The organism is Chryseobacterium endalhagicum (assembly GCF_016745235.1).
In the GTDB taxonomy this organism is placed as follows: domain Bacteria; phylum Bacteroidota; class Bacteroidia; order Flavobacteriales; family Weeksellaceae; genus Chryseobacterium; species Chryseobacterium endalhagicum.
Window position 1 is genome coordinate 32,656 of record NZ_JAELVM010000003.1, and the last position, 13,701, is coordinate 46,356.

13 protein-coding genes are annotated in these 13,701 nt (G+C 38.0%); 1 reads left to right on the forward strand and 12 read right to left on the reverse strand.

Translation table 11 applies throughout. The annotated features are described in order from the left end of the window. Positions 1–435 precede the first annotated feature (435 nt). The 5 genes from JET18_RS15910 to JET18_RS15930 all read right to left on the reverse strand — a co-directional run bounded on the left by JET18_RS15910 (position 436) and on the right by JET18_RS15930 (position 4,204). A complete protein-coding gene (locus tag JET18_RS15910) occupies positions 436–1,230 on the reverse strand; it encodes a GEVED domain-containing protein (protein ID WP_202092638.1) in 795 nt (264 codons plus the stop codon). A 364-nt stretch (positions 1,231–1,594) separates the two neighbouring features. After that, positions 1,595–2,110, reverse strand: coding sequence for an endonuclease V (locus JET18_RS15915; RefSeq protein WP_317193268.1), 516 nt, complete (start codon positions 2,108–2,110; stop codon positions 1,595–1,597). After that, on the reverse strand, positions 2,110–2,472 hold the full coding sequence (locus JET18_RS15920) for a VOC family protein (RefSeq protein WP_202092639.1): 363 nt from the start codon (positions 2,470–2,472) through the stop codon (positions 2,110–2,112). Before JET18_RS15920 ends, JET18_RS15915 begins: the two co-directional genes overlap by 1 nt. Beyond that, the gene (locus JET18_RS15925) at positions 2,469–2,915 is read right to left on the reverse strand and encodes a GNAT family N-acetyltransferase (protein WP_202092641.1); all 447 of its coding nucleotides are present in this window, start codon (positions 2,913–2,915) and stop codon (positions 2,469–2,471) included. Before JET18_RS15925 ends, JET18_RS15920 begins: the two co-directional genes overlap by 4 nt. A gap of 245 nt (positions 2,916–3,160) precedes the next feature. Next, entirely contained in the window at positions 3,161–4,204 is a 1,044-nt protein-coding gene (locus tag JET18_RS15930; RefSeq protein WP_202092643.1) for a M28 family metallopeptidase, read from the reverse strand. 88 nt (positions 4,205–4,292) lie between these two features. Here JET18_RS15930 and JET18_RS15935 point away from each other — a divergent pair, with 88 nt between their 5' ends. After that, on the forward strand, positions 4,293–5,432 hold the full coding sequence (locus tag JET18_RS15935) for an aminotransferase class I/II-fold pyridoxal phosphate-dependent enzyme (protein WP_202092644.1): 1,140 nt from the start codon (positions 4,293–4,295) through the stop codon (positions 5,430–5,432). Between the two features lie 252 nt (positions 5,433–5,684). Here the strand turns inward: JET18_RS15935 and JET18_RS15940 are convergent, their stop codons facing one another. The 7 genes from JET18_RS15940 to radC form a co-directional block, all read right to left on the reverse strand. Then, complete coding sequence (locus tag JET18_RS15940; protein WP_202092647.1) at positions 5,685–8,420, reverse strand: sodium-translocating pyrophosphatase; 2,736 nt, start codon at positions 8,418–8,420, stop codon at positions 5,685–5,687. Positions 8,421–8,635: 215 nt separating this feature from the next. Further along, a complete protein-coding gene (locus JET18_RS15945; RefSeq protein WP_202092648.1) occupies positions 8,636–9,247 on the reverse strand; it encodes an inorganic pyrophosphatase in 612 nt (203 codons plus the stop codon). 18 nt (positions 9,248–9,265) lie between these two features. Next, a complete protein-coding gene (locus tag JET18_RS15950; protein WP_202094330.1) occupies positions 9,266–9,778 on the reverse strand; it encodes a DUF7935 family protein in 513 nt (170 codons plus the stop codon). Positions 9,779–9,802: 24 nt separating this feature from the next. Beyond that, complete coding sequence (locus JET18_RS15955) at positions 9,803–10,969, reverse strand: hypothetical protein (RefSeq protein WP_202092650.1); 1,167 nt, start codon at positions 10,967–10,969, stop codon at positions 9,803–9,805. A 104-nt stretch (positions 10,970–11,073) separates the two neighbouring features. Further along, positions 11,074–12,006, reverse strand: a complete 933-nt coding sequence (locus JET18_RS15960) for a phytanoyl-CoA dioxygenase family protein (protein ID WP_202092651.1) — start codon at positions 12,004–12,006, stop codon at positions 11,074–11,076. Between the two features lie 87 nt (positions 12,007–12,093). Beyond that, complete coding sequence (locus JET18_RS15965; protein WP_202092652.1) at positions 12,094–13,008, reverse strand: hypothetical protein; 915 nt, start codon at positions 13,006–13,008, stop codon at positions 12,094–12,096. Next, complete coding sequence (gene radC / locus JET18_RS15970) at positions 13,005–13,682, reverse strand: RadC family protein (protein ID WP_202092653.1); 678 nt, start codon at positions 13,680–13,682, stop codon at positions 13,005–13,007. The genes JET18_RS15965 and radC overlap by 4 nt, the downstream gene beginning before the upstream one ends. Positions 13,683–13,701 lie beyond the last annotated feature (19 nt).

A 13,701-nucleotide genomic window follows, 5' to 3' on the forward strand; every position in this document is an offset into this window, starting at 1 on the left:
CCTATCATTAAAGGTTTAGATTTGTATCTGCCAATAGCTGCTTTGCTCTATTTTTCTTCCGAGATTGCCGACAAAAGGAAGCTTTTTATTAAACAGGAAAAGAATTTAGATAAGACAATGTCTCAAAAGTGAGTTTGCTGTTTTTGAATAATTTTCAACGCAAAGTTCCATTAACAAATGATTTGATTTAAGGAAAGCAAAGAATTCTGACTTCGTCAGTGATTAAGCGTAAATAAAACAGCCGCTTGGTCAAATCAATCGAAGATTGATTCATCTTTGCAACCTCAAATATACAGTTTCAACAATAAAGCTGTGCGTCTGAATAAATCCTTCTGTATTTTTACACATATCCTCTTGATCAAAAAAAGAAAACCGACAGAAAATCTGCCGGTTTAAAAAACAAAAATTGATATGGATATGATTAGATAAGTGTTTCTATTTTTTTATGACTTTTTCAATCACCGTGTTTTTATCTTTGCTGTAGATCTTAATCAGATAGGTTCCGGCTGTAAGGCTTTCCATGCTGATCGTGCTGGAAGTTCCCTCCAGAAGCTTCTGTCCTGTCAGATTATACACTTCATATTTTTCAAGTCCCGCCTCCGTTTTCACGGTTACAGAACCTGAAGTAGGATTCGGATATATTTTCCCGGCCGTCTTTTTTGAAACCTCCGATGTGGCCAGGTTTGTGGCCAGTATATTTAAAGTATAATCTTCCGTCTGCCCTGCTCTTAAACCACTGTCACAAGCTGTATTAATGGAATTGGCAGCATTGGGATCCGAATACGCAGCAATATTGGTATTTTTAAGAACCCTCATTCTTGTAGCCCCGGCTGTTGTATTGGCCGGAACTGCGATGCTCCCGTTTATGGTAAAAGCATTGAAAGGATTCGCTGCAGCCAGTCTTCCGATATAAAAGCTTTCTCCAGCATCATCAAAATTACCGTTCCTGTTAAAATCAATGAACACAACAACATCACTTGGAAATGTACTGGAAGGCCCTTTTACAGAGATTGGATAGGTATTTCCAGCCTGCAGTTCGGTTGACTTTGAAGTAAAATCTTCATAAGCCTGTGCCGCTCCGGTTTGGGCAGTTGATGTATTATTGATCGTTCCAAAACTGACATTCGTGATCATATTGCTATCCGCTCCATATTGAAATGCCGGACTGCAATATTGTGCATTCATTCCCGCATAAAGCACGATGGCAGAAAGAGTAGATAATTTCTTCATGTATTTCTTAATTTTCTTGAGACAAATTTATATTTATTTAGAATTAATAAAAATAATAAACGAATGACATTTGTCACCTTTTGCAGAATAATGTAAAAATCAGGGTAATAATTTATGTTTAAAAGTCCAATAAAATTACTTCAAATAAAAATAAAGCACTAACAATCAGCTTATTAAACTTAAAAAAAACCGTAAACTAAGGAGTACTTTATCTTGTAGAAATTTAACTGTAAAATACATTTAAGGAAATAAAACAATGGAATAATCAGCAAAAACATTGTTTTGAACAAAAAAATAATCTGAAAATACAATTGAGATTACTACAATCTGCAGATGAAATTTTCTGATATCAATTTTTAATCAATTAAGCTCTGGAAAGCTGATCCAGTTTTTTTAACAATGTAGGCATCCGGTAGTTTCCATGCATCTGCTCCACTTTGGGAAGGATTTCATCTACATCTGCTCCTTTTGCGGTAAGAAACAACGGCGTTTTACTTTCGCCGCGCAAAACATTTCTTCTCTGGGAATCCGGTGATGTAAATTCATTTTTTGCAATGCCGGCAATGACATACTTCCGGCCTAAGGCTTCGTAAAGATAACCGCCAAGACCAATTTTTCCGTCATTGTCTAGAGTGACATAGCCATCCACGATAATAATATCCCCATCTTTTAATTCAATTTTCTTCAATAAGCTTAGAATGCAGGGAAGTTCTCTTTTGTAAAAGGCTCCACTCTCATAATCTGAAGAAACTTCTGTTTTTTCTGTAAAAATCTCAGATTCATGTTCTGAGTTCCAATCCTGAAATGCTATACATACCGTATTCGCGTGGTCATCATAATAATATGTATCAAAAGCGTAAATCATATTCTTTCTATTCATTAAAAAAATTCACCGAAATGCCACAAAATCCCCGACGGATCATGTACAAAGCATTCCTTTCCCCACTCCATGGTTCTCACCGGACTTAGCCGTACACCTTCATATTTTTCAGTAAGATTCAATGTCTGAAGTTCTTGCCAGAAATCTTCCGTATCATCTACTTCCATAAAGATCATCGTATTGTCTACCCAGTCTTTTGCATAATAATCCTGAAGATAGAATCCGGTTTCCTGCCTTTTAAACAGGGATAATTTAGGCTCAAGAACGACTTCTTCAAACCCGAGATCTCTGTAAAAGCTCCGGCTTATCTCAAAATTTGCAGCCCCGATAAACGGTCTGATGGATTTTACCCCTTGTTTCATGATTTTCTGTTTTTCCAGTTATTATATGTCATTTCAAACTTGATTTCCTTTCCGTACATTCCTGTTTCTTTCCAGCCGGATTTTCTGTAGAACGTTTCAGCTCTTGTGCCGGGCGATGTTCCCAGCCAGACCGTTTCCGGAGTCTGTTCAAAATACCAGTCCAGCATGATGTCGTGAAGTTTTCTTCCGATTCCCAGATTTTCAAAGTCAGGATGCAGAAAAAGTGCCCAGATATTATTTTCTTTCAGATCTGCAATGGAGAAACCTACAATCCGGGATTCCATTTCAGCGACCCAGCCTTTTCCTCTTTTAAATAAGAATTCTTCACAGTCTGCATCCGTTACCAATCCGGGATCGGAAAGGGTATTTTCTTTAACAGAGTTTCTTACACTTTGGATTTGTGGAATGTCTTCCAGCCTTGCCTCACGAATGATTAGGTTCATTGATATTTGTTTTTTAATTATAAAACGGGCAAAAGCCCGTCCTATTCAATATTGTATGTTGGTCAGCGCAAAGACGCAATTTACTTTAAAAATGTTCCGTTTTTATGGCTCAAGGATTTTATCTCCGCTAAAATTTAATGCTTATAAAATCTATCGGTAATAATTTGTTTAAAAATCATTGAGCTTCCTATATCTTAAAAAAGTTCATCTGCTATTGATGTCTTTGCGCTGATTCAACATTTGTATTATTTTTTATCTACAACAATTCTTTCTGCTCTGTTCGCAATCTCCCAGGCCGTAGCAAACACAAGCTGTGTTCTTTTCTCCAGCAAAGCATAGTCAATTTTCTCAGGATCATCAGTCGGTTTGTGATAATCTTCGTGAATACCATCAAAGAAAAAGGCTACCGGAACATTATTTTTAGCAAAATTATAGTGGTCTGAACGGTAATACAGCTGTTCCGGATCAGCCGGATCATCATATTTATAATTCAGTTCCAGATTATTCGTCTTTTTATTGGCTTCTTCATTGATGACTTTAAGCTGGGAGCTCAACATCTCAGAACCGATGACATAAACATACTGCTTTCCTCTGTTTTCAGCATCATCACGGCCAATCATATCAATGTTAAGGTCTACCACTGTATTCGCCAATGGAAATACCGGATTGCTGGTGTAATAATCCGAACCGAACAAACCGTGCTCCTCTCCCGTTACATGCAGGAAAAGAATGGATCTTTTAGGCCCTTTTCCAGCCTTTTTAGCCTCCTGGAAAGCTTTTGCAATCTGCATAACAGCTACAGTTCCGCTTCCATCATCATCAGCACCATTATAAACCACTCCGTTTTGTGTGCCTACATGGTCATAATGGGCAGAGATCACCACTATTTCTTCAGGTTTTTCACTTCCTTCTATGAACGCAAGAATATTCTCGGAATCAGGAAGATTTCCACCGCCTCTTTTCTTCATAAATTCCGCGGGAACCTTTTGATAATAGGATCCTAATGCTTTGGGAGGAGTAATTCCAAGGCTTTTGTAATAATTAATCATATACTCACCTGCTTTTTTCTGGCCCGGACTTCCCGTATCTCTTCCCCCCATTTCATCAGAAGCAATTACATATAAGTTCTTCTTTAATTCATCTGCCTTAATGGTCTTATATGCAGCGTGAAATGCTTTATCAGCTTTGGGTACCGATGAAGTCTGGGCAGCAACTCCTTCCGAAGTTTTAGCTGTTCCGCAGCTGACCACCAGAGCCAGCCCCAGAAGCGGGATAAGTATTTTTTTCATATGACAATAATTTGCTTAAAAATAACAAATTTTATTTAATCTTCAACGGATGTGTATTTTTCTTATATTTGATTTAAATGCAACACAGATGGAAAAAATTTACGGATTTACACACTACTCCTTTTTCACACAAATGTCTGAACTTGCGGCCAAACATAACAGCTATGATCTGTCTCTCGGGCTGCCTGATTTTGATATTGACGACCGTCTGAAATTATTTTTAATAGAAGCTGCCGCCCACCAATGTCATCAGTATGAGCCTCTTGCAGGAAATCCGCTGCTGATCAGGAACATCATTACATTCAATGCCAACCGGGCCAACAGCATTCATTTGAAGGAAAATGAGGTGACCGTTATTCCATGTGCAACTTTTGCTTTACATACCGCCCTTAAATCTATTCTCAATCAGGGAGATGAAGTGATTATCATCCAGCCGTCCTATTATACCTATGGGCCTTCGGTAGTTTTAAATAATGGTGTTCCGGTTTATTATGATCTTGACAATGATTTCACCATAAACTGGGAAAAATTTCAAAAATGCATTTCTGAAAAAACAAAAGCTATTATTGTAAATTCACCACAAAACCCAACCGGAACCATCTGGAAACAAAGTGACTGGAACCAGCTGTATGAGCTGATCAAACATCAGGAAATCTACCTGATCTCAGAGGAAATCTATGATACTTACTGCTACGACGGGCTTGAACACTACAGTTCTTTCCTTCATCCGGAACTCAAAAACAGAACTTTCTGTATTTTTTCTTTTGGAAAAATGTTTCATACTTCCGGCTGGAAAGTAAGCTATCTGCTTGCTTCAGAAGATCTGACCGCTAAATTCAGATGCCATCAGCAGTATATTTCCTACAGTACCAATGCTCCCGCTCAATATGCCGTTGCCAAATATCTGGAAGTCTTTGATTCTTCTGAAAATAAGCACATTATGCAGCGTAAAAGGGATATATTCAATGAAATGATTGCTTTCACGCCTTTGGAAGCGGCAAAAAAAGCAGAGGGAAGTGTTTTTCAGATCGTTAATTTCAGGAATGTTTCTAAAACAATGACGGATGTAGAATTCTCCAAATGGCTGACGGTTGAGAAAAAAACGGCTTGTCTTCCGCTTTCTGCATTTTATAATTCAAGACAGAACTCAGATTATGTGCGGTTCAGTTTTGCGAAAAAAGATGAAGTGATTATTCAGGCTTTGGAGCATTTACAGAAAAATCTTTAAGCCATCTCCTTTTAACATCCCTCAAAACATCTGTGCAAATCTGTGTCATCTGTGGTTAAAGATTAAAATGAAGTTTTTTCTCACGCCGATTTAGCAGATACTGAAAAATTATTCTTCTATTTTTTGACCGTATTTTTTTGCCCACAGATGACACGGATTTGCAGAGATGATTGTGTTTTATTCTTTCGTTAAACTATAATCAATAAAAAAGCACCGCTTGTGAACGGTGCTTTAGATATTTTTTGTATGATTTTAAAGAGCAAGAACTCTTACATCAATTCTTCTGTTTTTTGCTTTACACTCATCTGTGTCATTGGCTTCACAAACGGGATGCTGAGAACCGTAGCCTTCTGCTTCTACCCTGTCTGATGAAATTCCTAACTCCAGAAGTTTCAGTTTTGCAGTCTGAGCTCTCAGGTTTGACAGTTTCAGATTACTTTCTTCATTTCCGGTGTTATCTGTGTAGCCTCCTAATTTCACTTTCAGATCAGGATAAGCGTTTAAAATTTCAGCAAGGTTATTGAGCTGTGCATCGGAACCTGCTTTTAAATCGCTTGAACCTGTTTCAAAGTAGAGATTTTCCAGGGTATACCAGTTATTAGGATCTATTACTGTCTGATCTTTTCCTTTTACGGAATTGTACAGCTGGAATAGTCTGCTTCCTTCTCCTAACGTGATTATTTTCTCGCCATCCAGCTTAATCTCCTGAATAGTTCCTGTTTCGTAAACAAAATCTCCGTTTTCATTAAGATGTCCCTTAATTTCCATTGAAGAAACTGGCGTGGTTTTGATATCTGTACCTACTGTATGCAGACCAATTCCTGCAACTCTTGTAAGATTTTCCAGTTTGGCTTTTCGGTTAGCTTCAATTTTATCTTTGTGCAGAACGGCCAGTGTTGGGGCAATAACCAATGAAACAATAGACATTAATTTAATCAGAATGTTCATTGACGGTCCTGAAGTATCTTTAAACGGATCTCCCACAGTATCACCTGTTACGGAAGCTTTATGCGGTTCTGAACCTTTATAATAAGTCTGGCCGTTGATATCCACTCCTTTTTCAAATGACTTCTTAGCATTATCCCAGGCGCCGCCGGCATTATTCTGGAACATTCCCATAAGAACACCGCTTACTGTGGCTCCTGCTAAGAATCCTCCCAAAACTTCAGGTCCGAAGATAAATCCAACCAATAAAGGTGAAATAATAGCAATAGCTCCGGGAAGCATCATTTTTCTGATGGAAGCATCTGTAGAAATAGCTACACATTTTTCGTATTCAGGCTGTGCTGTTCCTTCCAGAATTCCCGGAATTTCACGGAACTGTCTTCTTACTTCCTCTACCATAGCCATCGCTGCCTGTCCTACGGCTGTAATAGCCAATGATGAGAAGATAAACGGGATCATTCCTCCTACAAACAGTCCTGCCAGAACATCTGCTCTGTAGATATCAATTCCATCAATTCCTGCAATGCCTACAAAAGCGGCGAATAGGGCTAAAGCTGTCAGTGCAGCAGAAGCAATCGCAAACCCTTTTCCGGTAGCTGCTGTGGTATTTCCTACGGCATCCAGAATATCTGTTCTCTCACGGACTTCTTTCGGAAGCTCGCTCATTTCTGCAATTCCTCCGGCATTGTCAGCAATAGGCCCGAAAGCATCAATCGCAAGCTGCATGGCAGTGGTAGCCATCATTCCGGCTGCTGCAATCGCTACTCCGTAAAGTCCTGCACACAGATAAGACCCGTAAATACCTCCTGCCAATACAATAATCGGAAGGAGTGTAGATTCCATACCGACAGCAAGTCCGCCGATAATATTGGTGGCATGCCCTGTGGAAGACTGTCTCACAATACTGGAAACCGGTCTTTTACCCATGGCCGTATAATATTCTGTAATGATACTCATTAAAGTACCCACTACAAGTCCTACCATAATAGCGCCGAAAACGCCCATTTTCGTAAATTCATGTCCTCTGAGGGTCATTTTTTCGGGAAGAAGATAAGTCACCAGAAAATAAGAAGATATCGCGGTGATCACAATACTTCCCCAGTTTCCTAAGTTCAGTGCATTCTGTACGCTGGAAGTGGATGAACCTTCATTGTCATTGATTCTTACAAATAAAGTTCCTATCATGGAGAAAATAATCCCTGTTCCTGCAATAAGCATTGGCAAAAGAATAGGGGCAAATCCTCCGAAAGCGTCATCGGACATAGTTTCCCTTCCCAAAACCATTGTTGCGAGTACCGTGGCCACATAAGACCCGAAAAGGTCGGCTCCCATTCCGGCCACATCTCCTACGTTGTCGCCCACGTTATCAGCAATCGTTGCCGGATTCCTCGGATCATCTTCAGGAATTCCTGCTTCTACTTTTCCTACAAGGTCAGCCCCTACATCTGCAGCTTTGGTATAAATCCCGCCACCAACTCTTGCAAAAAGGGCAATGGATTCTGCCCCCAGAGAAAACCCTGTAAGGATTTCAATGGTTCTTTCCATCTCATGAGAGTCCACCGCAGCATCAGGTGCGAAAATCTGTTTAATGATCAGAAAAAGAGCTCCCAGACCAAGAACAGCCAGTCCCGCAACCCCCATTCCCATGACAGAACCTCCGGTAAAGGAAACTTTCAATGCTTTGGAGAGTGAAGTTTTGGCGGCTTCCGCCGTTCTTACATTCGCTTTTGTAGCGATTTTCATTCCGATAAATCCTGCCAGTGCAGAAAATACGGCCCCCATGGCAAAAGCCAGTCCAATACTCCAGTGAGAATTGGCATTGCTGGAGCCCATCACCGCCAGCAGTATAGATACTACAATGACGAAATAGGTTAAAATCTTGTATTCGGCCTTTAGAAAAGCCATTGCACCGTCAGCGATGTGTCCGCTGATCGTTTTCATTTTTTCATTTCCGGCATTCTGCTTACTTACCCAATTACTTTGAAGAAATGTGTAAAGCAAGGCAATAACACCAAAAATTGGTACTAACACAAATAGATCCATAGTTTAATATTTTTTTGGTAATAGAAAATTAAATATAATAAATAATTGTTACTAAAGCGTTAAAAAATTTGAGAGTTTACAGCTGATATATCACATGAAAAAATTAAAACATCAGCTAGCAAGCGTTAAACCGGAAATAAAAGGTGCTTAATTTTAAAAACAAAAAAGGATAAACAAAATTGTCTATCCTTTTATTATCATTACATCAGGGAATATTATCCTCCGAATTTTTCTGCATAATCTTTTTGAGAAGCTTTGATCACTTTTTTAGCGTGCTCAGCTCCGTAAACCTCATGAATTCTACATTTAGCAGGCTCATCCGGTAGGTTTTTATACGTTAAGAAGTAGTGCATCAGTCTTTTTACTTCTGCTTCAGGAAGTTCTGAAATATCTCTGAAATGTCCGAAAGCGTGGTCACCAATCATTACGGCAACAATTTTATCATCAGCTTCGCCTCCATCAATCATTTTGAATCCTCCGATTGGAATAGCTTCCATTAGCAATCCTCCTGAATGGATGTTGTGAGAGCTCAGTACACAGATATCAAGCGGGTCATGATCTCCTTCCGTCACATCATCAGCTCCGGCTTCTATAGCCAGTTTCATCACTTCATTGTGGCAGTATGTTCTAGGTACAAATCCGTATAAAGCGGGAATGATATTGGAGAATTTCTGAGGCCTGTCTACCTTTAAAAATCCTGTTTCTTTATCTACTTCATATTTAATAGTATCTGAAGGAACGATTTCCACAAATACGTTTACAACATTTGGCGCATCTTCTCCTGCTGAAATCCCATGCCACGGATGTGCTTTAAAATTTGGAATCATTATTTATCTGTTATTTTTTTAAGTTATAATTAAAATTTCTCTTCTAAGGTCTTCTATTGTGGCCGCGATGTAATCATCTCCGTCCATATAGTTCATGATAAAAATAGTTTTGAACTCTTCAAGATCTGCATTTCCATTCAGCCCGTCGTAGGTTTTGTGAAGTAAATCTATCAAAGCATTTTTAGAATCTACGATATTCTTCCATGAACTTTTCGTAACATACAGCTGCTGTGAAGAATTGTATTCAAACTCATCATTGATGGTTTTTTCGGTAAGAAAGATAAATTCATGCACTGCCAGGCCTTTATCAAACTTCTGAATAATGTTTGAGGGTTTAATTCTTTCCAGAAAAAGAGTCATCCTTTCATAGGAATGGGCTTTGTTTTCTGAATTTGATTTTACAGAAAGCAGCTTGATCTCCTGATTCTTAAGGGTAATATATGAGTGTACAAATTGTCTCAGCAAAACCAGGAAAGGAATTGCGATAATCAATGCAAAAGCATACGGTAGATATCCTGAAAAACTCGTCATCATTTTAGACCGCAAAATTACTAATTATTTTCCGGCTTCTAAAGAGTTTTTAAATATATTGATCTTTGAATTCTGAATATAGATCAGGGACAGGATAATGATCAGATAAAAACCAATCATCATTCTGTTGGCCAGGCTTGGAAAAACCAAAAATCTGAGAAATACGGAGATATAAATCGCTGCAAAAAACAGGCACTGTGCCCAGCTTTTTTTACTGTGCCATGAAAATTTATTCGCCAGAATAATAACGATAAACAGCAGCAAAAGAGAAAAATAAGATCCGTTGAACTCCAGCAGCATTGACTTTTTAAGATACTTTACATAATCAGAAAAGACAAAAGGATCGGGATCTGATATCGGGTAAATCTGCACCTTAGTAAACTGGTTCATAAATAAAGTAGACCACGAGATCTGGTTGAAATACTGAATAAGAAAGAAGGCAAGAAAAATATACCCATAAGAGAAAAACAGCTTTGAAGCCTTGATTTCAAGTATATTTCTGTTAAAATAGGCCACTATATACAGAAATGAATACAGGATAAAATATTCCGGCCGTGTTAAAACACAAAGCATTGCAAAAATAGTGGCTGGCAGATGTTTCTTTCTGACGATAAAAGTATATAAGCTCAATAACAACAACAAACACGACAAACTGTCTGCGGACGCATGTCTGCTCGCTTCCAGAAGCGGTTTGAACAGAGAAATTATTACAGTGATGATTAATGCTAAAGGATAATTCTTCAGGATTCGGATGAGATAACAGAATACAAGAACTAAAATAAGGACATAAGAAAGTATAGACGTTAAAAATACGGATGTAGTTAAATTGAAACCTGATTTAAAGAACATCAGATTGACAAAATTATAAAAAGGTTTTACAGAAAACAGCTGCAGTTCTTCCCCGTAGGCCTTTGGATTTTCTGACAGAACCTTATAATAAGTATTCTCTCCTACTGCAATTTCCTCATCCTGAGGGGTAATTCCGAAAAGTTTGGGATTTGTATCTTTTAGTTCTGTGTATACTTTTTTGTGAATTTCCTCTATTTTCATCTCAGGATACTCAGCTTTATAGATGAGCCCCGCATACGCTTCAAGATCTACATTATAATACTGATGGGTGTACAGATAGTACGACATCAGGCATAGGTAAATGGAAAATATAAAAACAAGAAGTCGGTCAGTTTTTTTCATCTGTGCTTTATTCACTAAAGATTACAAAAGTAAAAAAACTATCCTATCAGCTGGTATTATTCAAATATTTTTATTCTCTTTACCATATTGAATACCGTCTGAAATTAGAGTTCAAACAGCGCAGGCCTCTGCGTTACTTCATGATAGCATACACTTTCTTCGTCAAAAAAGTGATAAACGAGGCTTTTCCGTGTTTTGTTTTTATCCGTATGAGGCTCGCCTCCATGAAGGATATTGGCGTGCCATATTAACATATCCCCTTTTTTGGCTCTGAAAATTTCTTTTTTCAAACCAAGTTCCTTGACTTTATTCTCTAAAAACTCTTCATATGCCTTATAGCTTTTTTTCCCAAGCCGGATAGCGTCTCCTTCATTGTCATAATCGGAATTGAGAAAATACGGCAGTTTATGGCTTTTCGGGATATAATGCAGTGCCCCATTAGTTTCATCCACATCTTCCAGAGCGATCCAGACTCCCAGAAGCCCGCCAAGAGGATAAGTCGTCATATGAATGCTGTCTGAATGCGTTTTCTGCTGGCTCCCGTTAATGAAATTGATACTCTGGAAAAGTTTGGCTTTGCCGTCCAGAAGTACAGAAAGAAAATCCAGCAGGTTTTTATTATTTCCAATATTTTTAATGATCTCAGAGTGATGGATGGCAAACATTAGCTTTCCGCCGTAAATAAACTTCAGCGTTCCGTTTTCCATCAGTTTATCGATCTCGGTATTGATTTTATCCGCATCATCTGTACTGATGAAGTTCCGCAAGATCATATATCCGTTATCGTCATATTGCAGAGCACTTTCTTTATTTTCAGCAGAAAGCCCTTTAAAAAATGATGTATTAACAAGCTTGTCCTGTTCTATTGCCCTTTCCGCAGCAAGAAGGTGAGAAAAATCCGCACTGGAAATACTGGAAAAATAGTTCTTGTTGATACCATATTTCTTGTATAAAGGAATATTATGCTGCAGTTTTTTCTTATTGAAGAAATTATAAATAATATAGGGCAGTTTATAGTATCGGATCTGCTTTAACATAGCTGAGTGATTAGTAATAAATACTTTATAAAGGTAGCGAATTATATTTAATTAAAACCATTCTAAATAACAATTTCCACATGATAATTACCCTAATATTTTTCCTCTCGCAAAAAATGAGGCGTAGTCTTTAATCAATGTTTTTATAGAATTTTCTACTACAGCATATGGTTTTAATTCCGGCCTGAAACCTCTGAAAAATTCTTCGATGCTGGGAAGATTTCCCCCTTCAAAATCAAAGATACAAGTCTCTATATTTTCTTTAATGACCTGATCAATAAGTGTGGAAGCACCTGCCATTTTAATGTATTTTTTATCATTAAAAGTCCCCAGAAGCGCAATCGTATCAAAATCTGAATACGTGGCGATCATATTCGTTATTTCATGGTGATAATAAAAGGCTGAAAATTTTAAATATTTTAGTGCATAAAATGTTTCCAGGGTTTTCAGCAAAGTTCCCGTATCGTTTTCTTTATCCAGCCCTACTACATTGTTTTTTATAAACCGTTCAGCTTCCTGATAGCTTATTTCCCTGATCTCTGAATTTTCGGCTACTTCATCATCCAATCGCAGTTTTCTCTTTCTTTTCGGTGAATATTTAGCAAAAACTTTTGAATAATCGCCAGGATATAAAAGGAAATTCTTTTTTGTTTTTAATTCTGAATCAAATTGGTTGGTTTCATTAAAATAATAGGCCCTGATCAGATAATTCTTACTCAAAAATTTCAGAAACTTTTCATTGGTCTTTTTATCATCTTTTGCCGAAAATACGCCAAGTTGCTGGCATATCAGAGGGTTATGTACAATTTTTATCCTGTTCTTATAGATAAACGGAACCGGCATCACGGCCTCATAATCATTCCTGACTAAAATATCCCATTGCTTATTCGTTGTGACGTCCAGAAAAGTTTTTGATGCTGAATATTTCCTTTGCTCCGAGTTTTCAAGACATTGAGTATATTTTTCAAAATCAATCTCGTTATATTTCAATCGTCTAATCATAATAATCCTTCATCTGAAAAACTAAGATAAGTATCTTGGGTAATGATAATATGGTCTAAAAGCTGGATGCTTAATGTTGTTCCGGCTTCTTTTATTTTGTGGGTAATGCTGATGTCTTCTTTACTGGGCTTCAGACTTCCTGAAGGGTGATTGTGTGCAATAATAATACCTGTAGAAAAATGATCCAGGGCAGTCTTAAATAGAATCCTCACATCTACCACGGATTGGCTTATTCCGCCTTGGGTAAGTTGCGAGATATGGATTACTTTATTGCTTTGGTTTAGAAATATAGCCCAGAATTCTTCAGTCCTTAGGTCTGATAACTGGTTTTTAAGAATAAGATACGCATCATCACTATTGGAAATAACCGCTCTGCTGGGAATTTCCTGAACCGCTCTTCTTTTCCCGATTTCTAATGCCGCAATAATAGAAAGGGCTTTTACTTCCCCAATTCCTTTAAATTTCATAAGGTCTTTACTTGAAAGAATGCTGAGCTGGTGCCAGTTATTATGTACGGATGCCATGATCTTTCTGGCCAGTTCCAATGCACTTTCATCCTTACTTCCGCTTCCCATAATGATCGCCAGAAGTTCGGAATTAGAAAGTGAATTCTTGCCTTTCAGCAAAAACTTTTCTCTGGGTCTGTCATCTTCGGCAAGGAATTTTATGGTCATGATTCTGAAGTTTTGAGTT